The sequence below is a fragment of the Stutzerimonas stutzeri genome (genome assembly GCF_018138085.1).
Lineage (GTDB): Bacteria > Pseudomonadota > Gammaproteobacteria > Pseudomonadales > Pseudomonadaceae > Stutzerimonas > Stutzerimonas stutzeri_AI.
Genome location: NZ_CP073105.1, coordinates 3,874,908 through 3,895,857, shown reverse-complemented (window position 1 = coordinate 3,895,857; position 20,950 = coordinate 3,874,908). Strand labels below are relative to the sequence as shown.

Genomic DNA, 20,950 nt, shown 5'->3' with positions numbered 1-20,950 from the left:
CCGGATAGACATTTCCGTGTTCGCTACTCGGTGGGCGATAATCGCCCGATTAAAGTAACTGGTTAGTACATTTTCTTGCCTGTTGCGAACGCTGCTCCAATAATCATGCGAACGTCCGAATCCATAGGAGGTCCTCATGAAGCGCTCCATTGCCACCGTCTCGCTCAGCGGCACGCTACCCGAGAAGCTTGAGGCCATCGCGGCGGCGGGGTTCGAGGGGGTTGAGATCTTCGAAAATGACCTCCTGTACCACGGCGCCAGCCCACGCGAGGTTGGTCGGATGACGCGCGAGCTCGGTCTCGAAGTGTCGCTATTTCAGCCCTTTCGCGACTTTGAGGGATGTCGTCGTGATCGGCTCGGCCGCAATCTTGAGCGTGCCGAGCGCAAATTTGATCTCATGCAGGAGCTGGGGACCGACCTGGTGCTCGTATGCAGCAACGTTGCCGTTGACTCGATAGGCGACACGAGCATTCTAGTCGACGACTTGCAACAGCTTGCCGAGCGCGCTGCGGCACGCGATTTACGGATCGGTTATGAAGCGCTCGCCTGGGGGCGCCATGTGAAAACCTGGCGGCAGGTCTGGGATATCGTGCGCGAGGCGGATCACCCCAACCTGGGTGTGCTTCTCGACAGCTTTCACACTCTTTCGCTGAAGGATGATCCGAGCGGCATCGCTGACATTCCAGGTGAAAAGATCTTCTTTGTACAGCTCGCCGATGCGCCGCTGCTTGCGATGGATGTACTTGAGTGGAGCCGTCATTTTCGCTGCTTCCCCGGCCAGGGCGAGTTCGACTTGCCTGGCTTTCTAGCACCGATTCTGCGTGCAGGGTATCGGGGCCCGATTTCGCTGGAAGTATTCAACGATGGTTTCCGGGCGGCGCCCCCTCGCCAGAATGCGGTCGATGGGCTGCGCTCTTTGCGTTATCTGGAAGAGAAAACGGCGGACCTCCTTCGCCAACAGCATCAAGACGTCACTCAGCCGCTATTTAGCCCGCCGGCCGCTGGGCCGATGCAGGGTGTTGAATTTTTGGAGTTTGCTGTCGACGAGCCCCTAGGCGCGCGCTTGTCATTGCTGCTCGGCAAATTAGGATTTTCCCAAGCAGGACGACACCGCAGCAAATCGGTCAGCTTGTTCCGTCAGGGTAATATCAACCTGGTGCTCAACAGCGAGCCGTACTCGTTTGCCCATGGTTTTCTGGAAGCGCACGGCCCATCACTGTGTGCAACCGCTCTCAAGGTGCGCGATAGCGGCGAGGCACTTGAGCGCGCGCGTCAGTACGGAGGCCAGCCTTACCGAGGCCTTGTTGGCCCTAACGAGCGGGAAATCCCGGCAGTACGGGCGCCAGACGGAAGCCTGCTGTATCTGGTAGACGATGGGCCAGAGACAGGCAATATCTACGAAACCGATTTCGAACTGAGCCCTATAGTGGACGCCGGGCCACTGTTGCGTATCGACCACCTCGCTATGGCGCTACCAGCAGAGAGTTTGGATAGCTGGGTGCTGTTCTATAAAACCGTACTGGACTTCGAAGCAGATGATGAGGTTGTATTGCCTGATCCTTACGGGTTAGTTAAAAGCCGTGCCATCCGCAGTCGCTGCGGGACCGTACGGTTGCCCCTGAATATTTCGGAAAACCGCAACACTGCAATCTCACATGCACTTTCGCATTACCGTGGTTCGGGTGTACACCACATCGCTTTTACTTGTGACGACATCTTTGCCGCGGTCAGTCGAGTCAAGGATGCGGGCGTTCCTTTGCTGGAAATCCCCATGAACTACTACGACGATCTCGCAGCCAGGTTTGATTTCAACGATGACTTCCTCAGCCAGCTCGCGTATTACAACGTGTTGTACGATCGCGATGCCCAGGGCGGCGAATTCTTCCATGTATATACCGAACCATTCGAAGACCGCTTCTTCTTCGAGATCCTGCAACGCAAGGACTACGTGGGGTACGGTGCAGCCAACGTTGCTGTGCGACTTGCCGCGATGGCTCAAGCTCGTGCTGGACGTGCCTCACGCCCCTGAGCGAAGCGCATGGCCGGTGACATTTCTCCGGCCGACCGTGATAATTCCGGCAACCGCCGAGCGACCGAGCCTTACATGTCGGACATGTCTACCGAAGCTGCGCTGACAACCCGCCAGCCACGCAAGAACAATCCAGAAAAGACGCGCCAGGAAATCCTCCTCGCCGCGGTTACCGAGTTTGCTGAGCAGGGGCTCAGTGGCGCCCGCGTAGATGCGATCGCCGAGCGTACCCGCACATCCAAGCGGATGATCTATTATTACTTCGGTAGCAAGGAGCAGCTCTATTTGGCGGTGCTAGAGAAGCTGTATGGCGACATACGCGCCACCGAAGAAGACCTGAAGCTTGACGAACTGGCACCTGACGAAGCGATTCGACGGCTCGTCGAGTTCACATTCGAGCATCACAATCGTAACGTGGACTTCATCCGTGTGGTGAGCATCGAAAATATCCACAAAGGCGCGCATATCGCCAAGTCACGGGTGATTGCGGCGCTGAACAAGTCCGTCCTGACGTCGATCTCATCGATTCTGGACCGAGGCGTGGCTGGCGGGCTTTTCCGTCAAGACATCGACCCGCTTGATTTGCACATGCTGATAAGCTCGTTCTGCTTCTTTCGCGTTTCCAACCGGCATACGTTCTCGACGATCTACCAGATCGACCTGTCAGAAACGGCTGTTTTTGAGCGCCACAAACGGATGATCGGCGACGCGGTTCTCCGTTACGTGCTGGCGTAGCTGGGAAATTGCGAGGCAACCGGTGAGCGTATCGGTTATTGGTTAAACAATGAAAAGACGGGACTCGGCCCGTCTTTTTATTGCCGAAGGCTGTTACTGACCCACTGCCTCGTTCAGTGACTTCAGCAGTTGCGGATCGATGTTTTTGGAAAACTGCTCAATTACCGGTTTGACCTTCTCGCGGAAGGCGGCAACAGCCGCTTTGTCCACTTCATTGAATACCATCGCCTCCTTCAACGTGTCCAGCGCTTGGCCTTGGCGTTCCTGAGTAATCTTGCGCTGATACTGAGTTGCTTCTTTCGCGGCTTCTCGAACTACCGCTTGTTCATCGGCATTCAGGCGATCCCAGGTTTTTTGGCCGATGATCAGCGACTGCGGATTGTAGATGTGATTGGTTGCTGAGACGAACTTCTGCACCTCGTTGAACTTATTACCCTCGATCACCGTATACGGGTTTTCCTGGCCGTCGACGGTGCGTTGCTCAAGGCCGGTGTAAACCTCGGGGAAGGGCATCGGGACCGGGTTTGCACCGAGCGCCTTGAAGGTTTCAAGGTAAATAGGCGATTGGATAACTCGAATCTTAAGCCCTTCCAAGTCTTTGGGGCCCGTGATGGGACGGCTGTTATTCGTCACCTGACGGAAGCCGAGGTCCCAATAGCCGAGGCTAACCAACCCTTTGCTTTCAAGGCGTTTGCCTAGTTCTTGACCTACGGGACCGTCCATCACCGTGTAGGCCTGCTCACTGTTCTCGAACAGAAATGGGAAGTCGAACAGGGCGAAATCCGGTACCTGGGCAGCCAGGATTCCGGAGTTGAGTACGGTCACGTCGAGCGTACCACCCTGCAGTGCTGAGACCGTCTGGAGATCACCGCCTAATGTGCCGCCCGGAAACAGACGGACCTTCATCTTGCCGGCTGATTTCTCATTCACAAGTTCTGCAAACTTTTGCGCCCCCATACCTTGTGGATGATCCTTCACGTTCTGAAAGGCAAAACGCAGCGTTTGGTCACGGTAGTCCGCAGCTTGGGCCTGCAAGCTGCCCACAGAAAGGCCTGAGGCGCAAATTGCGACGGCAAGGGCTTTTAACCAGTTGTTCATGTGGCTCTCCATTGTTGTTGTTGGGCGAAGCACAGGGATGCCGGCTAGCCGGCGAGGAACTTCATCGGGCCAGTGACCAGTATTGGAAACAGCACGAGCAGCAGAAGCACGAAAAGCTGGGCGAGGAGAAATGGGCCGACGCCGCGCACGATCTCTTCGATTTTGAGTTTCGAGACGCCGCAGACCACATTCAGAACGGTGCCCACCGGCGGCGTGATAAGACCAATGGACGTGTTGATCAAGAACAGAACACCGAAATACACCGGGTCGATCCCAGCCTGCTTAATGGCGGGCATCAAAACGGGCGTCAGGATCAGGATGGTGGGGGTCATGTCCATCACCGTGCCGACCGCGATGATCACCAGCATAACTGCGATCAAGAGCAGGGTAGGGCTGTCCATCAGGGGCTCCAGCAGGTCTGACAGCTGCCCGGGGAGGTCGGCGATGGTCACTAGCCATGACGAGACCATAGCTGCGGCGACCAACAACATCACCACCGACGTGGTTCTAGCCGCCGACAAGGTCACCTTGTACAGGTCCGTCAGCTTCAACTCGCGATACACCACGACCGCCACGAAAAGGGCATAAACAGCCGCGACAACTGCTGCTTCTGTCGGGGTAAAGATGCCGAACTTGAGGCCTACAATGATGATCACCGGAAGGCCCATGGCCCAGCTGCCCTCGGTAACGGCCTTGAGCACTTCCTTACGGCTCCGCTTGGAGGGCGTCTCAACAACTTCACGACGGGAGACGATCCACCAGGCGATCGCCAGTGCCCCGCCGAGCATCAGCCCAGGAATGATGCCGGCAAGGAACAGCTTGGAAATGGAAACGCCCGATGCGACACCGAACACGATGAAGCCGATGCTGGGCGGGATGATCGGCGCGATTATGCCCCCTGCGGCTATCAATCCAGCCGAACGGTGCCGGCTATGCCCGGCTGAGACCATCATGGGCACGAGCAGCGCGGCGAGGGCGGCAGCGTCGGCAACCGCTGAACCGGAGAGTGATGCGAGCAGGCATGATGCGATGATCGCGACGTAGCCGAGCCCGCCGCGTTTGTGGCCAACCAGCGCCATCGCAATATTGACGATACGCCGCGACAAACCGCCAGCGTTCATGATCTCGCCAGCAAGCATGAAGAACGGAACGGCCATCAACGGAAAGCTATCCGCGCCGTTGAGCAGGTTCTGCGCAATGATCTGTGCGTCGAACAAGCCGAGGTAGAGCATCAACGCGACGCCAACCAGCAACAGCGCGAACGCGATAGGGATGCCTAATGCCATGCCACCTAACAATGATCCGAGAAATACGAGCAAGGTCATGGTTGGGTCCCCGCGTCGGCGGCAGGCACCATGTGTTCGGTCTCGGCGGGCGCGTCGTGCTGACCGTCGCCGTTGAGTCTGCCGCGCAGTGTCTGGATCAGCTCGGCCAACAAAATCACGCTGGCACTGACCCCAAATACGACGCCAGCGGCGTAGAAACAGGCCATCGATAGGCCTGACGCCGGAGCGGTGACATCGATATTGATGACCGCCTGCGCCCAACTGCCTTTGGTAATTAGCCAGCAGATCAAAAGCATGAACAGATGACCGATCACTAGACAGATCCGTTGGCCAATCGCTGGCAATCTTTTGACCAGGCTGTCGAGCCCGAGATGGGCGTGCTCGCGCAACGCAATTAATGCGCCCAGGAAAACCATCCAGACAAAGCACCAGCGGGACAGCTCTTCGCTGACACTGATGCCGGAGTTGAACGCATAGCGCAGCACTACGTTGCCAAACACCATCGCAACCATGATTGCCATGCATCCGACTACCAGTAGCTTCAGAAGCCGGAAGTACCATTCGACGAGTAATTTCATCTCGCACGCACCTTTTGTTTTTATATATCGGATACATCGTCGCCGCCGGCTGGTAGACATCATCGCCCTTTCAAAAAAAGCTCGCGAAGTGCTCCAGCATACGGTTGGCATTCGCCCGTCTACCGCTGAACAATTCAAAGGCTTTGACCGCCTGGAACACAGCCATGACGCCGCCGTCCAATGTCCTGCAACCGAGTGCACGAGCATCGTTTAGAAGCTGAGTTTCGAGCGGGAAGTAGACGATTTCAGAAACCCAAAGCGACGGTCTCAGCAAGCCAGCTGGTACGGGCGTGCCGGGTAGTTTCGTCATGCCCACGGGGGTGGTATTGACCAGCCCGTCAGCTCGCGCCATCGCCGCCGGCAGATCTTCACCGACTATGGCGCGGCCGCTGCCGAAGTGGCGCGAAAGATTGTCCGTCAACGCTTGCGCACGTGCCGGGTCAACTTCGAACAGTGTCAGTTGCTCGACGCCTTGGCTGAGCAATGCATACGCCACCGCCGCTCCGGCACCGCCTGCACCCATCTGCACCACATGCCGGCGAGCGGCACCCGGCAAACCGCGGCGGAACCCTTCACCGAAGCCAAGTGCGTCGGTGTTATGACCGACCCGTCGACCATCGCGCAACACGATGGTATTGACTGCCCCAATACTTGCGGCTTCGTCGGACAACTCGTCAAGCAGCGGGATGACAGCCTGTTTGCACGGATAGGTAATGTTAAGGCCGGTGTAGCCCATGCGCTCGGCGGCCACCAGTAGACTCGGCAGTGCAGACAGGTCGAGGCCCAGCACGTCCAAGTCGATGATGCGATACAGGTATCGCATACCCTGTGCGTCGCCTTCGTGCTCATGTAGGGCAGGGGAGCGAGAGGCCTTGATACCCGAGCCGATCAGCCCGGCGAGGACCGTATCAGTAGCGGCGTTATTCATGGTTTCGCTCCCAGTAGATGAGCGAAGTGGTCCAGGCCAAGTCGGTAACCGTGACTGCCCAAGCCACAAATCACGCCGACCGCGATGGGCGAGACGAAGGAGTGATGGCGGAATGTTTCACGCTTGTGAACGTTGGACAAATGCACTTCGATGACGGGTAGCTCAACCGCGGCAAGTGCATCGCGGATCGCCACCGACGTATGGGTCCATGCGGCAGGATTGATCAAAATACCCGCGCAGGTGCCCCGTGCCAGGTGAATACGATCGATCATCTCGCCTTCGTGGTTGGTCTGGAAGAAGTCGACCTCTAGTCCGCATGCTGCCGCTGTTTCATGGCAACGCTGGGCGACGTCATCGAGCGTCTCATGACCATAAGTGGCTGGCTCGCGCATGCCAAGCAGGTTCAAGTTCGGGCCGTTCAAAACAAGGATGGTTGTTGGCATTTGGATCACCCTAGAAATGTACTATCTAGTTAATACAGCTATTTGCTAGGCGTCCACCGGGACATCATCGGATCGCGCTGAAACCCTGAATAATTGGGCGATTATCGGCTACTAAGGTGGTGACGATGAATGCGGTATTCCCCTCGATAGCGTCGTCTAGTTCCGATCTTCTGGTTGGCTTATTGCCAGGCGTGCTAATACGGCGTGGTTCTGCGCGACGTTGTGGAGCCATGTTTGGCTCGCAAAAAAAAGGCCCGTCATCGACGGGCCAAGAGCATCGCGCGAGGAGAGGCGCGTACAACGGGAGCGTTTCGGTGTAGCCGTTACAGGATCGACAACGGGTAGTTGAAGATCAGGCGGTTCTCGTCGAGGTCACGGGTGTTGACCTCGGAGCGGAAGCTCGAATTACGCCACTTGATGTTCAGGTTCTTCGCCGGGCCGTTCTGAATGGTGTAGGCCAGTTCTGTTTCGCGGCCCCATTCCTTGCCGTCGTCCAAGGTCGCGGTGTGGATGTTGTCGCCGCTGATGTAGCGGTTCATCAGGGTCAGACCCGGTACGCCCATGGCGGCGAAGTTGTAGTCGTGGCGCACTTGCCAGGAACGCTCGCCGGCGTTGTCGTAGCTGTTGTTGAAACTGTCGTTGGCCAGGGTGCCGCCGCTGGTGCCGTTGACGCGCATCCAGGTATCGCCGCTGACTTTCTGCAGACCGATATAGAATGTGTTGCCGCCGGCCTTGAGGCCGAACAGACCGGAGTAGGTCTTGTTGTCCAGATTGCCAGCCCGAGCGCTGCCTTCTTCGTCGCCCTGGAAATAACCCAGGTTGGCGGTCAGGGCCAGATCGGCACTCAGCGGCTGGGTGTGCAACAGCTGCACGTACTGCTGCTCGTAGACATCCTTCAGCTCGGCAGCCCACAAACCGATGGTGGTGCGCTTTTCGTTGAAGGCGTATTCGCCGCCGATGTAGTTGAAGCGGTCGGAGACGCCACCGCCAAAGCTCATGTCTTCCATGCTGGCGTCGTCGCGCGGGCTGTTCTGGCGGAACTGACCGCCGCTGAGGGTCAGGCCGTCGATCTCGCGGGAGGTAATCATGCCGCCTTCGAAGGTCTGCGGCAGCGAGCGGCCATCGTCCGAACGCAGGATCGGCAGCACCGGCATCATTTCGCCAATCTTTAGCTCGGTGTTCGAGAATTTGGCTTTCGCGGCGACGCCCAGGCGGCCGAAGTCGTCGGCCGGCCGGCCATCGCTATGGCGCGGCAACAGGCCGGTGCCGTAGGTTCCGCGGCCGCCATCGAGCTTGATTGCCAGGCCGGCGAGCACGTCGACGCCGAAGCCTACCGGGCCGGGCGTGTAGCCGGACTGGATATTGAGGATGAAGCTTTGGGTCCATTCCTCGGCCTTGCTGCGATTGGTGATCGAGTCGTCGCGGAACTCACGGTTGATGTAGAAGTTGCGCGCATTAACGGTGATCTTGGTGTCGTCGACGAAGCCTCCAGCGCTGGCGCTCAGCGGGGCGAGAGCGGCGATGGTCGCGGCGAGCAGTGTCGGTACGAGGATGCGGCTTGCCTGGGTGTTGTGGAAAACGTGCTTCATTGTTGTTATTCCTTTTTCAAGGTTGAGGGCTCCCCTCCGCCTTTGCGGATGCGTTGAAACGAGGGGAGTGATACAGCCGCCGCTGGCGGCAATCTGTTTAGCCAGTCGGTGTCATGACAGCCACCGCACCAGGCAGAGCGTGATGGAGGGGAAGAGCACTAGGATCACCACGCGAAGGATATCGGAGAGCAGAAAGGGCACCACGCCGCGGAAGGCATCGCGCAGGCTCACATCGCGGGCCATGCTGCTGATGACGTAGACGTTCATGCCCACCGGCGGGGTAATCATGCCGATCTCGACGACCATCAAGGCGAGCACGCCGAACCAGATGGCCTTTTCCGTCTGGTCCAGGCCGTAGAAGTCCAGGCCCATTATCAGTGGGAAGAAAATCGGGATGGTCAGCAGAATCATCGACATGGTGTCCATCACACAGCCGAGGATCAGGTACAGGATGAGGATGCCGGCCAGCACAACGAACGGGCCGACGCCGCTGTTGGTGATCGCTTCAGCCAGCGCCACCGGCAGCTGGGAGACAGCCAGGAAGGAGTTCATGATGTCGGCGCCGAGCAGGATCATGAAGATCATGCCGGTAGTTACCGCGGTGCCATACAACACTTCCTTGAAGCCGGCCCAACGTAGACCACCCAGCACGACGGCGAAGATGCCGGTGCCCACAGTGCCAATGGCTGCGGCCTCGGTCGGTGTGAACCAGCCGCTGTAGATGCCGCCCAGCACCAGCAGAAAGATCAGGAAGACCGGCCACACGCCTTTTTGCGCCACGAGGCGCTCGCGCCAGGTCATCTTCGGCTGCGCGGGACCGGCATCGGGGTGCATGCGGACATAGACGGCGATTGCGGCCATATAACCGACCGCCGCCAGTACGCCCGGAATGAAGGCGGCCATGAACAGCGATGAGATGTTTTCCTGGGCGAGGATGGCGTAGATCACCAGTACCACCGAAGGCGGAATGAGGATGCCCAGGGTGCCGCCCGCGGCCAGGCTGCCCACCGCGAGTGAGCCGGAGTAGTTGTACTTCTTCAGCTCGGGCAGAGCGACTTGGCCCATGGTGGCTGCGGTGGCAATCGAAGAGCCGCAGACCGCGCCGAAAGCAGCACAGGAGCCAACTGCCGCCATGGCCAGGCCGCCGCGCCAGTGACCGATCATCGCGGCTGCGGAGCGGAACAGGCCCGCCGCCAAGCCGCCGCGAGAGGCGAATTGGCCCATCAACAGAAAGAGCGGAATCACCGAAAGGTCATAGACGGTAAAGCGCCCGTAGGCGACGGTCTTGATGTAGCTGAGCAAGGGTGCCCAACCGCTGATCGCCACATAGCCGCCAACGCCGGTCAAAAGCATGGCAATGGCGATTGGTATGCGTATCACCAACAAGACAATCAGGATGGCGAGAAACAGCCCGCCGATTTCAACACTGCTCATGCGGGCTTGCCCTCACCACGAAAATCCTGCCAGGCGGTGTACACCGACACCAACGCAAGCAACGCAAAACCAGGGGCGAAGGCGAGCATCGACCACCAGATCGGTAGCCCCATGATGATCGACTCCTCGCCCGTACCGAACGCATCTCCCGTCCCGACGGCCGAGCGCCAGGCCAGCAGCGCCGAGGCGAGTGCCATCAGCACGCCGCCGAGGGCATCAAGCCCATTACGTACACGTTCGGGCGCATGCAGCGTAAAGACGTCGACAATGACATTGCCTCGGCGCAGCTGGCACAGCGGCAGGAAGAACACGATGGCGATACCGCAGCCCATCTGCACCAGCTCGACGTCGCCCAGCAGCGGTTCGTCGAACAGGGCGCGCATAGCGATGCTGTAGGTGGCCATCAGGGTCATTGCGACCAGCAACAGGCCACCGATCATGGCCAGCAGGCGCGACAGTCGGTCAAGCCATCGGCCAAGGGGATCCGCAGGCGCCTGGGCAGCCTGGACTACGGGTTCACTCATGGGTTTATCTCCGGGGCAGCACCGCGGTCGGTACTGCCTGTTTTTTCGTTCAGCGCTTTAGCTGGGCGTTGTAGTGCTCAATCAGCTGACGGGCATCCTCGAGCAATGCTTCGCCGTTCTCGTAGCCCTTGTCTTCGACTTGCTTGACCCAGTCATCGCTGACCCGGCTGGTAGCTTTCACCCATTTGGCCTGTTCCTCGGCGGGCAGTACGTAGACTTCGTTGTTGCGCGATTGGGCGAGCTTGTGGCCCGTCTCGACGACCTGGTTGTCCCAGATATGCCCCGCTTCACGCGACAGCTCGCGGCCGCTGTTCTCATCGATGATCTTTTTCAGGTCATCGGGCAGGTTGTTGTAGGTGTCTTTGTTCATCGCCACGATCAGCGCGGTGTGCATCAGCGCTGGCGTACCCGGCGCAGTCTCGGTGTGGTACTTGACCAGCTCGTGCAGCTTCAGCGCGGGCACGACATCCCAGGGCAGTACCGCGCCATCCACGACGCCCTTGGACAAGGCTTCCGGAACCTGCGGAACCGGCATGGCGACAGGTGTGGCGCCAAGCAGGCCGATGGTCTTGGCCGCTGTGCGATTGGCTGCGCGCAGCTTCTGCCCGCGGAAGTCCTTCAGCGTGTGGATCGGCTTGCCGGTGGTGTGCACCAGGGCGCCGTCGGTCAGATGCGCCGCCAGCAGATGCATGTCGGCGTATTCCTCCTGTCCATGCTTCTGGATGAAGTCCCACATGGCCTGGCTGCTGGCCTCTGAGGAGCTGCTCATGAAGGGCAGCTCGAACGCGGCGGTCAGCGGGAAACGGCCGCTGCTGTAACCCGGCAGCGTCCAGACGATGTCGGCCACGCCGTCGCGTACCTGATCGACCAGCTGCGGCGGGGTGCCGCCGAGCTGCATCGAGGGATAGAACTGGAACTGGATGCGGCCATCGGACTGTGCGGTGATGCGCTTTGCCCAAGGCTCGAGAAACTGCGCCTGGGTTACCGAATGCGCGGGCAGAAAGTGCGCCAGTTTCAGGGTGACCACCGGCTCGGCGGCCTGTGCCGCACCGTTGAGCAACAGGGAGCCGAGCGCAATGGCGGACAGCAGGGTCTTCGGGAGCTTGAGCATGGGGTAGTCCTTTCTTATTCATTGTTATTGTCGAACGGCGTGTCTTAGGCGGCCGAGCTCGCCTGAGACCGATGTTCGTTTCGCCGATGGATCGTGCAAGCTAAGGCCCGCCCAATCAATCGGCTGCACCGCTTACTGTGCGATTATCGAACGGCATCCATGCCGCTTCGCTTAAGCCACAGCGTGATTACGGGGCGTCCTGCCTCGGGATTTACGGTTTGCTGTATTTCTTGATCAGCTCGCGCGCGTCCTCAAGCAGGGCGGCACCGTTGTCGTAGCCCTTGTCTTCCACTTCTTCGATCCAGTCCTTGTCCAGTCGGGAGGCGACCTTCATCCACTTCTGCTGCTCTTCTTTCGGCAGCACGTAGATTTCGTTGGCTTCCTTCTTCGCAAGCGCATGACCGGTTTCGACGACCTGGGTATCGAACAGGTGCCCAGCCTGGCGCGAGAGCGTCATGCCGCTGTTGTCATCGATGATCTTCTTCAGATCAGCCGGGAGCTTGTCGTAGGTCGCCGAGTTCATGGCAATGATCACCGCGGTATACATCAGCGCAGGCTCACCAGGCGCCATCTCGGTGTGGTAGTTGACCAGCTCGTGCAGCTTGAGCGCCGGCACCACGTCCCAGGGCACGATGGCTCCGTCGACCACACCCTTGGACAAGGCTTCGGGGATCTGAGGGACGGGCATCGCCACCGGAGTGCCGCCCAGGAGGCTGATCAGCTTGGTCGAGGTGCGGTTGGCGGCGCGGATCTTCTTGCCGCGAAAATCCGACATTTTCTTGATCGGCTTGTCGGTGGTATGGACCAGCGCGCCATCGGTCACGTGGGTGGCCAGCAGGTGCATGCCGTCGAATTCCTTCTGGCCGTGCTTCTGGATGAACGCCCACATGGCCTGGCTGGTGGCTTCGGCGGAGGTGCTCATGAAGGGCTGTTCGAAAGCCGAGATCAGCGGGAAGCGACCGCTGTTGTAGCCGGGCAGGGCCCAGATGATGTCGGCTACGCCATCACGTACCTGGTCGACCAGCTGCGGTGGGGTGCCGCCGAGCTGCATCGAGGGGTAGAACTGGAACTGTATGCGACCATCGGATTCCTGCGTGATCTTTTTCGCCCACGGCTCGAGCAGGTCGGCCTGGGTCACCGAATGGGCAGGAAGCTGGTGATGGACCTTGAGCACGACTTCCGCATCGGCAGCCTGTACGGCCTGATCCAGGCTGGCGATGACAATCAGGGCGAGCAGTCTTTTTGACCATTTAGTCATTGCGTTTTCCTTTTGTTGTTGTAGTCAGCTGTGCTAGCTGCAGGTGCGCATTTCAGACAAGTTATGCAGGAGTCTGGCTATCAGTCCCTATTGCGGGAGTGGCCGGCATGGCACTCCTTGTCGAGACAGATGGTGGCACGCTGGTTTTGCGCTCGAACAATGCATTAGGGCTTCGGAGCCATGCGTATTGTTTATGGACAGCTTGTTGCGGCGGCAGCGGCAGCGGCAGCGGCTCGCGCATCCGCAAGCGTCGTGGTTCGGCAGGCGGGGATTGTGTCGGTGGTGAAAGCGCGAACACCCGCGAGAACCGCGGGTGTCATCGGATGGCCTCGGGGGAGAAGCTGGCTAGTCGTTGCGCAGACGATCCGCCAGCTGCAGCCAGCTGAATGGCTCGAGATCGGCGTAGCGCAGGCCCTGCTTGGCGATGGCGTCGACTAGGCCTCGCTGGACGCGCACGGTTGCCGCGCTCATGTCAGGCTCGACGCCTGCCATACGCACGGTTTCTGCCACTTCTTCCATCTCCTCGGCGCGCCGGCCGCCATGTTCGGCAACACGGCTGATCAGGTAGTGCGGCAGCTCGCCGTCCCAGCCCATCGACGGGAAGCTCTTGTGTAGCGAGGCCAGCACTTCGGCCTCGGCACCATAGTGGCGCGCGGTGCGCAGGCTTTCGGTGGTCAGCGCTTCGAGGCCCTTGATCATTACGCTGCGGCACATCTTGATCGCCGAAGCGACGCCGACCTGTTCCGACACCACGCGGGTGGCGAAACCGAGCGCGTTGAGTGCTGCCGAAAGCTCAACGGCTGCGCTGCCGCCGAGCAACACCGGCGTTTTAAGCCGCTGCGGCGGCACCGGTGCCATCACCGCGGCATCAATGTAGCTGGCACCGCTGGCAACGATGGCTTCGGACGCGGCCTGCTTCGTGCCCGGCGCGACCGAGTTGATGTCCATGAACAGCTGGCCTGGTTGCATCGCCGTGGCTGCGGCCTTCGCGACGGCCAGGGCGTTGCCAGCGGTGACCGCGGAGATCACCAGCGGCACGCCCCGCACGGCCTCGGCGGTGCTCTCGCACAGCCGGGTCGGCATGACCGCTATCTTGGCCTGCAGCGAGGCGCGACCGTGCGGATCGTCCAGTAGGCTGTCGTAGACCTGCACCGCGACGCCTTGCACGGCCAGGTCCTGGGCGAGAATGCCGCCGGCTTCGCCGAAGCCGATCAGGCCGATGGTATGGAGCTGCATACGCTGCCTCCTCAGTTCACTTGTTACCGACCGGCGCGTTCGGGGCCGGACCAGACTACGCCCGGAACGTAGACGAAACCGTCGAACAGCAACCGGGCGGTGCGGATCAGGCCGCAGCCGGCCAGTTGGCCTGCCTGCAGGCGCAGTTCGACGGTAAATTCGCCGGTGGGGTGCTCGACCGAGAGCCGTTGCACATCGCCGGTGCCGACCTGCGCCAGGCCTGCCGTGACCGAGCCCTCAACGAGGCAGGCGCTGGCCGCGCTGACTGCACCGAACACGCCGATGGAAGCATGGCAGCGGTGCGGGATAAAGGTGCGGGTGCTGAGCGCGCTGCCTTCGCGTGGCGGCGCGATCAGGCACATCTTCGGTACGGTGCGCGCGGCCACGTCGCCCAGGTTCATGCGTGGGCCGGCCTGCAGGCGAATCGATTCCAGCCGGGTCTTGAGTTCGGCGTTGGCGTTCAGCGCCTCGGGCGTCTCGTAGCCGGTGATGCCGAGGTCTTCGGCACGCAGCAGGACCACCGGCATGCCGTTGTCGATGCAGGTCACTTCGACGCCGTCGAAGGTATCGGTGGCGTTGCCGGTTGGGAGCAGGGCGCCGCAGCTGGCCCCGGCAACATCCTCGAACTCGATCACCAGCGGCGCGGCGCAGCCAGGCACGCCATCGATGCGGGTATCGCCATCGTAGCGCACGGTACCGTCCGGGGTCGGCACGTAAGCCACGGCGATCTGCCCGGTGTTTTCCATGAAGATGCGCACCGGCGTCTCGTCGCCGCCCACCGGAACCAGGCCGCGTTCTATGGCGAAGGGGCCGACGCCGGCGAGAATGTTGCCGCAGTTCTGGCCGTAGTCCACGCGCGGCTCGGCGACCACCACCTGGGCGAACAGGTAGTCGACGTCGGCGTCGTTGCGCCGGGAGGGGCGGATGATGGCGACCTTGCTGGTCAGCGAGTCGGCGCCGCCGATGCCGTCGATCTGCCGCGGGTCGGGCGAACCCATGACCGCGAGCAGGACGGCATCGCGCAGCGCCGCGTCTTCTGGCAGGTCGGATGCGAGGAAGTAGGCACCCTTGGAGGTGCCTCCCCGCATCTGCAAACAGGGGATGCGGGTCTGACGCATGTCAGTCGTCCAGCTCTTCGAGGGAATCGACATAGCGCAGGCCCTTTTCCGCCAGGCGCGGACGCATGTTGTAAATGTCCAGGCCGAGCTCGCCTTTGGACAGGCGGATGCGCTTGGCTTCCTCGGCGTCGGCGCGCTTGCGCGTCGCCTCGACCACCTGTGCGACTTCGCCGCGGCGGACCACGACCACGCCGTCATCGTCGGCTACCACTACGTCCCCCGGGTTGATCAACTGGCCACCGCAGATCAGCGGCAGGTTCACTGAGCCGAGGGTTTCCTTGACTGTGCCCTGCGCGTTAACCGCCGCCGACCACACGGGAAAGCCCATCTCGCGCAGGGTATGGGTGTCGCGCACGCCGGCGTCGATGACGAGGGCGCGGACGGCGCGGGCTTTCAGCGAGGTGGCCAGCAGATCACCGAAGTAGCCATCGGTGCACGGCGAACTCGGCGCCACGATCAGCAGGTCGCCAGGGCGGCACTGCTCGACGGCGACGTGGAACATCCAGTTGTCGCCGGGTGCGACCAGTACGGTAATGGCCGAGCCGGCCAGTGAAACGCTCTGCTGGATCGGACGAATGTACGAGGCGAGCAGGCCCTTTCGGCCCTGGGCCTCGTGGACGGTGGCGACACCGTAGCGGCCGAGCTCGTCGATAAGGTTGCGCTCGGCGCGCTCGACCTTGCGCACGACGATGCCCGTTTTGCCCACGAAACTGCTCATCCCAGGTTCTCCGTCACGCGCGGGAAGACGCTCTGGAAGCCTTCCGCGTAAATGATGTTCTTGTTTGCGGTAATGCCGATATTGCGCTTGGCCTGCACACCGCGCTGCAGGGCGACACGGGTGTAGTACTCCCACAGGTGTTCCTGGCCGGCCATGCACTGGATGGCGGCGTACTTCTTGTCCCAGACGTCGGTGATGTCGAGGAAGGTGTCCGGACGCCATTCGCACTGCTCCGGCTGGTGCGGCTCGAAGGCATACACCGGCGGCGCGCCGACGATCTTCTCGCCCGGCTTGTGCCCCTCGGCCTGGGCGACGATGCGCGCCTCCTGGGTCAGGTTCATGGCCAGCGGGTGATCGTAGTTGTACGGGTCCTTGATCGAGTGGCTGAGCACGAACTCCGGCTGTACGCGGCGGAACACGTCGGCCAGGCGGAACAGCGTGTCGGTGTCGGCGCGCATTGGGTAGTCACCGATGTCGAAGAACTCCACGCTGGCACCCAGCACTTCGGCGGCCGCCTCGGCTTCGCTGCGGCGAGCGGTCTTGACCTTCTCTTCGGTCATCTCACCCTTACGCCAAAGCTTCGCCGACTCGCCGCGCTCGCCGAACGACAGGCAGACGATATGGACCGCATAACCCAGCTTGACGTGCTGGGCGATGGCGCCGCCGGCACGCCAGACGAAATCAGCCGAATGAGCGCTGACGACGAGGGCGGTTTTTTGTTGTTGCGACATGCTGAATGGCTCCTCTTTTGATGCGCAAAGGATGTCACTTGCCGGTCTGCCCTTTGAAATGCAATCCAGCCCGCACGCCATACGTTTTACTTATTGCCCCGTTCAGGTATGACGGCCATAGTGCTGCAGTCCGTTGGCCTGGAACCTTGGAGTGCCATGAATCACGATCTTCCGAACCTTATGCAGATGCGCGCCTTTGTGCGGGTAGCCGACGAAGGCAGTGTGTCCAGGGCTTCAGCCATCCTCTATCGCGCGCAGTCGGTGGTGACCCGAGCCATCGCCGACCTTGAGAAGCGACTGGCCGTGCCGCTGTTCGAGAGGCATGCCAATGGTATGCGTTTGACCGATCCCGGAGCTCGTGTATTACCGCGCGCACGGCGCGTGCTGGCGGAGCTGGAAAGCGTGCCGCTGTTACTCGGGCGTGACGCCAGTCAGACCAGTGAGCCGCTTTATCTCTACCAGACGCGGCGTCTGCAGTTTTTTATCAAGCTCTGCGAAACCCACCACATGCAAACGGTCGCCAACCTGTTCGGGCTCAGCCAGCCAGCGGTAAGCGCTGCGCTCAAGGTGCTCGAAGATGGCTGCGGCAGGCGGCTCTTCGAACGCACGCCACGCGGTCTGCAGCCAACCCGTGCCAGCCTCGAAATTCTTTTTCCGGTGCGCCGGGCGCTGAACGAACTGCGACGGATCGATGCCGACCTCGCCGCCCTGCACGGCGCGTTGCACGGCGCCATTCATGTCGGCGCGCTGCCTCTGGGGCGCACGCGCATCCTGCCCGAAGCTATTGTCCGGCTTACCGCTTCGCACCCTGGCGTGCAGGTGGTGACCAACGAAAGCCCGTTCGATTTATTGGCCACCGAGCTGCGCTCCGGCGATTTGGATTTCGTGCTCGGCGCCTTGCGTCCGTCCAATTACGCCAGTGATCTGCATGGTGAGCAGCTGCTCGTCGAGGACATGGTGGTGCTGGCGCGGCGAGACCACGCGCTGGCGGCGCACCCACTGTCCGCGCAGGATCTAGCGCAGGCGCGCTGGGTGTTGCCGCGGGCTTCGACTCCCGCGCGCGCCAAACTGGACGCCAGTTTTGCCGAACTGGGCATCGCCCCCCCCAAGCCGGTGGTAGAGACGGGTGACTTGGCGCTGATTCGCGGGCTGCTGCTGCAGTCGGACATGCTTGCGGCGGTATCGGCACACCAGCTCGAACATGAAATCGATTCGGGCGAACTGCAGCCGTTGCCGCTGCCGCTGCGACACACTACCCGTCCCATCGGCCTTATCTACCGGGCCGGCGGTCTGCATTCGCCACCGGCGGCAGCGCTGATGGAGCAGATCCGCCAGGTCATACTCGACAGTCAGAAACGCCAGGTACCGACGTAACACCGGCTGGCTGAGTCGCTGGCGCAACCATGATTTTCCCGGTCAGTCAGCTTACAACTTGGGCTGGCTACGGCCGCGCCGTGGTCGACGATCAACGCTTGCGCGCGACGCCGTAGGTGACCTGCTGGTTGCGGGTCTTCTGGAACTCTTCGAGCGTCTGCCCGCGCATGGCGGAGTAGATGTGCAGGTTGGAGATCCCGACCACGGCGCCGAGCTTTTCCAGCCCGAAGAAGATCGCGCCGTACTGGATCAGCGCACGCCAGTCGCGGCGGCGCAGCATGTCGCGTTCTTCCTCGGTCAGGCCGGCTTCCTCGAACAGGGCTTCGGGCTCGCTGAGGAAGCGCTCGCGCCAGCTCGGCTCGATCATCCGCCGCAGGAATTTGTTCAGCCGGTAGCCCTTGGCGCTGCGGGCGAGGTCGAAGGGGTAGGTGCCTTCGAGCTGTTCGACACCGGCTAGTTGATACTGCATGTGTGCCCGGTGGCGTTCGATGGCGGCGACCGGCAGCGGCTGGTCCTGGTTTTCCAGCAGCAGCGTGCAGATCGCGGTCATTGAGGGCAAGTAGTAGCCGTGGTGCAGCTTCTTGACCTGCGCCGACAGCGCGCCGCGCATGATCAGCCAGGTGATCACCTCGGACCCTTCCAGTCCGCCGAGGGTGGCGTATTCGGCCACGGTCATCTCGGTCAGCTTGACCGGGTCATTCATCAGCAGGTCGGTAAACTGCGCGTCCCACTCGGTGTTGTTGAAGCCGCAGCGCTCGCCATGCACCTGATGCGACTGGCCTCCGGTGGCGACGATCGCCACTTTGAGGTCTTCGGGGTAGCTTTCGATGGCCTTGCGCAGCGCCAGGCCCAGCTTGTAGCAGCGCGCCGCGCTGGGAATCGGGAATTGCAGCACGCCGACCTGCAGCGGGACGATCTCCACCGGCCAGCCGCCATCGTGCGGCAGCAGCGCCGACATTGGAGAGAAGAAACCGTGGTCCAGCGGCTTGTCGCGGAAGAAGCTCATGTCGAATTCGTCGGCCATCAGGCTGTGGCCGATGTGTCGCGATAGCGCGGCGTGACCGCCAATGCCCGGGAGGTCGCGAGCGTGACCACCTTCGTCGGCCACATCGTAGTGCTCGTCGACGCCCAGGGAGAAGGCCCCATAGTGGTCGAAGAAGAACGAAGTGACGTGGTCGTTGAAGATGTAGAACAGGACGTCGGGCTTCTTCTCGCTCAGCCATTGTTTGATCGGCTCGAAGCTCTCGAAGATAGGCGCCCAGGCCGCGTCTTCCTTTTTGTCATGATCCACGGCGAAGCCAATGGTGGGGGTATGCGAGACGGCGAGTCCGCCGATGATGCGTGCCATGAGGTCGGTCCTAGTTTTCAGTGCGCCGCAACGGCGCGGTTGGCTTGGCGTGCGGCATGGCCGTTGGCGAGGATCGCCAAGGCCGCGATGAATGCTGGCAGTCCCAGCAGGGCGAAGAGGGTGGGCAGGCCCAGGCCGAGGCTTAGGACAATGCCGCCGACGAGCGAACCGAAAATTGCGCCAAATCGGCCGATCCCCAGCATCCAGCTCACGCCGGTAGCGCGGAACGCGGTCGGATAGTAGGCCGGGGCGAAGGCGTTGAGCCCGGTCTGCGCACCGCTCATACAGAAGCCAGCGGCCATAACGCCGAGGGTCAACAGGCTGGATTCCAGGCTGAAAGCGCCGAGTAACAGAATGGCCACCCCGCCGAGTGCATAGGAGCCGGCGATGACGCGGTTGGGGTTGCGACGGTCCATCAGCCAGCCGACCATCAGGGCACCGACGGTGCCGCCGATCTGGAACAGCCCAGTGATGGTCGCAGCGCGTTCGATGGAGACGCCGCCGTCACGCAGCAGGGTCGGTAGCCAGCCCATCATCAGGTAAATGACCAACAGCCCCATGAAATAGGTCAGCCACAGCGCCAGAGTGCCGAAACGATATTTTTCGCTGAACAGCATGCGTACCGGCTGTTTAGTCGGGGCGTTGGAATCGGTGGTGATGAAGCGGGTCGAGGCACTGAATTGCCCGCCAAGCTTGTTCAATACCGCGGCGATACGATGTGCCGGTGCTTGCTTCGACGCGAGGAAACGCGCCGATTCGGGCAGATAAAGCCACAGCAAGGGCAACAGCAGCAACGGCAGAACGCCGCCTGCGGCCAGAACGGCTTGCCAGCCATGGTGAGGAATCAGGTAGGCCGCCAGAAAGCCGCCGCAGCCGGAACCCAGATTGAAACCGGTAAACATCAATGTGATCAGCAGCGCGCGCTTGCCAGCCGGCAGGTACTCCGATAGCAGCGTCGTGGTGTTCGGCAGTGCGGCGCCCAGCGCGATGCCAATGACTAGCCGCAGGCCGGCCAGCTCGAAAGGGTTGCGCGCAAAGGCGCAGGCCAAGCTGAGCACACTGAAGATCGTGACCGCAGTCAGCAGCACGGTCTTGCGGCCGAAGCGGTCGGCGTACGGACCGGCGGCTAATGCGCCGATGGCCAGCCCGACCATGCCGGCGCTCATTACCGGACCGAACGCGGCGCGTGAAAGGCCCCACTCCTGCATCAGCGAGGGGGCAATGAAGCCCATTACGGCGACATCGAAACCGTCGAACACGACGATCAGAAAACATAGACCGAGAATCAGCCATTGATAGCGGGACACGGGTCGATCATCAATCCACGTCTTCACATCGACTGTGGTATTGCCCATAGCACTCACCTTTTATTTTTGTAGAAAAAGAGGGAGTCCGTTTCCGGACTCCCCCGT

Annotated in this window: 19 protein-coding genes; 3 read left to right on the top strand and 16 right to left on the bottom strand. The window is 61.1% G+C overall.

What is annotated here, in order from left to right; genetic code table 11:
* The first annotated feature begins 136 nt into the window (after window positions 1-136).
* Both quiC and KCX70_RS17965 read left to right on the top strand, forming a co-directional pair.
* Window positions 137-2,029, top strand: a complete 1,893-nt coding sequence (gene quiC / locus KCX70_RS17970) for a 3-dehydroshikimate dehydratase QuiC (RefSeq protein ID WP_212618329.1) — start codon at window positions 137-139, stop codon at window positions 2,027-2,029.
* 75 nt (window positions 2,030-2,104) lie between these two features.
* On the top strand, window positions 2,105-2,764 hold the full coding sequence (locus tag KCX70_RS17965; RefSeq protein WP_102846731.1) for a TetR family transcriptional regulator: 660 nt from the start codon (window positions 2,105-2,107) through the stop codon (window positions 2,762-2,764).
* 93 nt (window positions 2,765-2,857) lie between these two features.
* On the opposite strand, the gene KCX70_RS17960 is transcribed toward KCX70_RS17965, so the two are convergent.
* The 14 genes from KCX70_RS17960 to galB form a co-directional block, all read right to left on the bottom strand.
* Window positions 2,858-3,862: a TRAP transporter substrate-binding protein gene (locus KCX70_RS17960; RefSeq protein WP_212618328.1), complete on the bottom strand. Its 1,005-nt coding sequence runs from the start codon at window positions 3,860-3,862 to the stop codon at window positions 2,858-2,860.
* A 44-nt stretch (window positions 3,863-3,906) separates the two neighbouring features.
* Complete coding sequence (locus KCX70_RS17955) at window positions 3,907-5,187, bottom strand: TRAP transporter large permease subunit (RefSeq protein ID WP_212618327.1); 1,281 nt, start codon at window positions 5,185-5,187, stop codon at window positions 3,907-3,909.
* A complete protein-coding gene (locus tag KCX70_RS17950; RefSeq protein WP_212618326.1) occupies window positions 5,184-5,726 on the bottom strand; it encodes a TRAP transporter small permease in 543 nt (180 codons plus the stop codon). Before KCX70_RS17950 ends, KCX70_RS17955 begins: the two co-directional genes overlap by 4 nt.
* Before the next feature lie 70 nt (window positions 5,727-5,796).
* The gene (locus tag KCX70_RS17945; RefSeq protein ID WP_102846549.1) at window positions 5,797-6,654 is read right to left on the bottom strand and encodes a shikimate dehydrogenase; all 858 of its coding nucleotides are present in this window, start codon (window positions 6,652-6,654) and stop codon (window positions 5,797-5,799) included.
* The gene (gene aroQ, locus KCX70_RS17940; RefSeq protein WP_102846548.1) at window positions 6,651-7,097 is read right to left on the bottom strand and encodes a type II 3-dehydroquinate dehydratase; all 447 of its coding nucleotides are present in this window, start codon (window positions 7,095-7,097) and stop codon (window positions 6,651-6,653) included. The genes KCX70_RS17945 and aroQ overlap by 4 nt, the downstream gene beginning before the upstream one ends.
* 323 nt (window positions 7,098-7,420) lie before the next feature.
* A complete protein-coding gene (locus KCX70_RS17935; RefSeq protein ID WP_102846547.1) occupies window positions 7,421-8,686 on the bottom strand; it encodes an OprD family porin in 1,266 nt (421 codons plus the stop codon).
* A 111-nt stretch (window positions 8,687-8,797) separates the two neighbouring features.
* Window positions 8,798-10,120 (bottom strand): TRAP transporter large permease, encoded by a 1,323-nt coding sequence (locus KCX70_RS17930; RefSeq protein WP_102846546.1) that lies wholly within the window; start codon window positions 10,118-10,120, stop codon window positions 8,798-8,800.
* Window positions 10,117-10,644 carry a TRAP transporter small permease gene (locus KCX70_RS17925; protein WP_212618325.1) on the bottom strand — a complete coding sequence of 176 codons (528 nt, stop codon included), beginning with the start codon at window positions 10,642-10,644 and terminating at the stop codon, window positions 10,117-10,119. The genes KCX70_RS17930 and KCX70_RS17925 overlap by 4 nt, the downstream gene beginning before the upstream one ends.
* Before the next feature lie 49 nt (window positions 10,645-10,693).
* Window positions 10,694-11,755, bottom strand: a complete 1,062-nt coding sequence (locus KCX70_RS17920) for a TRAP transporter substrate-binding protein (protein ID WP_212618324.1) — start codon at window positions 11,753-11,755, stop codon at window positions 10,694-10,696.
* 211 nt (window positions 11,756-11,966) lie between these two features.
* Window positions 11,967-13,013: a TRAP transporter substrate-binding protein gene (locus tag KCX70_RS17915; protein ID WP_102846543.1), complete on the bottom strand. Its 1,047-nt coding sequence runs from the start codon at window positions 13,011-13,013 to the stop codon at window positions 11,967-11,969.
* 345 nt (window positions 13,014-13,358) lie between these two features.
* Entirely contained in the window at window positions 13,359-14,249 is an 891-nt protein-coding gene (locus tag KCX70_RS17910) for an NAD(P)-dependent oxidoreductase (protein WP_102846542.1), read from the bottom strand.
* Between the two features lie 23 nt (window positions 14,250-14,272).
* Complete coding sequence (locus tag KCX70_RS17905) at window positions 14,273-15,367, bottom strand: 4-oxalomesaconate tautomerase (protein WP_212618323.1); 1,095 nt, start codon at window positions 15,365-15,367, stop codon at window positions 14,273-14,275.
* A gap of 1 nt (window position 15,368) precedes the next feature.
* A complete protein-coding gene (locus KCX70_RS17900; protein ID WP_212618322.1) occupies window positions 15,369-16,085 on the bottom strand; it encodes a 4-carboxy-4-hydroxy-2-oxoadipate aldolase/oxaloacetate decarboxylase in 717 nt (238 codons plus the stop codon).
* On the bottom strand, window positions 16,082-16,816 hold the full coding sequence (gene galB / locus KCX70_RS17895; protein WP_212618321.1) for a 4-oxalmesaconate hydratase: 735 nt from the start codon (window positions 16,814-16,816) through the stop codon (window positions 16,082-16,084). The genes KCX70_RS17900 and galB overlap by 4 nt, the downstream gene beginning before the upstream one ends.
* Before the next feature lie 156 nt (window positions 16,817-16,972).
* Between galB and KCX70_RS17890 the strand changes: the two genes are divergently transcribed.
* A complete protein-coding gene (locus KCX70_RS17890) occupies window positions 16,973-18,190 on the top strand; it encodes a LysR family transcriptional regulator (RefSeq protein ID WP_212618320.1) in 1,218 nt (405 codons plus the stop codon).
* 91 nt (window positions 18,191-18,281) lie between these two features.
* Here the strand turns inward: KCX70_RS17890 and KCX70_RS17885 are convergent, their stop codons facing one another.
* Together KCX70_RS17885 and KCX70_RS17880 are read right to left on the bottom strand one after the other, a co-directional pair.
* Window positions 18,282-19,538, bottom strand: coding sequence for a gallate dioxygenase (locus KCX70_RS17885; protein WP_212618319.1), 1,257 nt, complete (start codon window positions 19,536-19,538; stop codon window positions 18,282-18,284).
* Between the two features lie 17 nt (window positions 19,539-19,555).
* On the bottom strand, window positions 19,556-20,893 hold the full coding sequence (locus KCX70_RS17880) for an MFS transporter (RefSeq protein ID WP_212618318.1): 1,338 nt from the start codon (window positions 20,891-20,893) through the stop codon (window positions 19,556-19,558).
* Window positions 20,894-20,950: the final 57 nt, after the last annotated feature.

What these genes read in the sequence shown, in the direction of transcription:
- quiC (WP_212618329.1), top strand. Translation starts at nt 137, where the DNA reads ATGAAGCGCTCCATTGCCACCGTCTCGCTCAGCGGCACGCTACCCGAG.
- KCX70_RS17965 (WP_102846731.1), top strand. Translation starts at nt 2,105, where the DNA reads ATGTCGGACATGTCTACCGAAGCTGCGCTGACAACCCGCCAGCCACGC.
- KCX70_RS17960 (WP_212618328.1), bottom strand. Translation starts at nt 3,862, where the DNA reads ATGAACAACTGGTTAAAAGCCCTTGCCGTCGCAATTTGCGCCTCAGGC.
- KCX70_RS17955 (WP_212618327.1), bottom strand. Translation starts at nt 5,187, where the DNA reads ATGACCTTGCTCGTATTTCTCGGATCATTGTTAGGTGGCATGGCATTA.
- KCX70_RS17950 (WP_212618326.1), bottom strand. Translation starts at nt 5,726, where the DNA reads ATGAAATTACTCGTCGAATGGTACTTCCGGCTTCTGAAGCTACTGGTA.
- KCX70_RS17945 (WP_102846549.1), bottom strand. Translation starts at nt 6,654, where the DNA reads ATGAATAACGCCGCTACTGATACGGTCCTCGCCGGGCTGATCGGCTCG.
- aroQ (WP_102846548.1), bottom strand. Translation starts at nt 7,097, where the DNA reads ATGCCAACAACCATCCTTGTTTTGAACGGCCCGAACTTGAACCTGCTT.
- KCX70_RS17935 (WP_102846547.1), bottom strand. Translation starts at nt 8,686, where the DNA reads ATGAAGCACGTTTTCCACAACACCCAGGCAAGCCGCATCCTCGTACCG.
- KCX70_RS17930 (WP_102846546.1), bottom strand. Translation starts at nt 10,120, where the DNA reads ATGAGCAGTGTTGAAATCGGCGGGCTGTTTCTCGCCATCCTGATTGTC.
- KCX70_RS17925 (WP_212618325.1), bottom strand. Translation starts at nt 10,644, where the DNA reads ATGAGTGAACCCGTAGTCCAGGCTGCCCAGGCGCCTGCGGATCCCCTT.
- KCX70_RS17920 (WP_212618324.1), bottom strand. Translation starts at nt 11,755, where the DNA reads ATGCTCAAGCTCCCGAAGACCCTGCTGTCCGCCATTGCGCTCGGCTCC.
- KCX70_RS17915 (WP_102846543.1), bottom strand. Translation starts at nt 13,013, where the DNA reads ATGACTAAATGGTCAAAAAGACTGCTCGCCCTGATTGTCATCGCCAGC.
- KCX70_RS17910 (WP_102846542.1), bottom strand. Translation starts at nt 14,249, where the DNA reads ATGCAGCTCCATACCATCGGCCTGATCGGCTTCGGCGAAGCCGGCGGC.
- KCX70_RS17905 (WP_212618323.1), bottom strand. Translation starts at nt 15,367, where the DNA reads ATGCGTCAGACCCGCATCCCCTGTTTGCAGATGCGGGGAGGCACCTCC.
- KCX70_RS17900 (WP_212618322.1), bottom strand. Translation starts at nt 16,085, where the DNA reads ATGAGCAGTTTCGTGGGCAAAACGGGCATCGTCGTGCGCAAGGTCGAG.
- galB (WP_212618321.1), bottom strand. Translation starts at nt 16,816, where the DNA reads ATGTCGCAACAACAAAAAACCGCCCTCGTCGTCAGCGCTCATTCGGCT.
- KCX70_RS17890 (WP_212618320.1), top strand. Translation starts at nt 16,973, where the DNA reads ATGAATCACGATCTTCCGAACCTTATGCAGATGCGCGCCTTTGTGCGG.
- KCX70_RS17885 (WP_212618319.1), bottom strand. Translation starts at nt 19,538, where the DNA reads ATGGCACGCATCATCGGCGGACTCGCCGTCTCGCATACCCCCACCATT.
- KCX70_RS17880 (WP_212618318.1), bottom strand. Translation starts at nt 20,893, where the DNA reads ATGGGCAATACCACAGTCGATGTGAAGACGTGGATTGATGATCGACCC.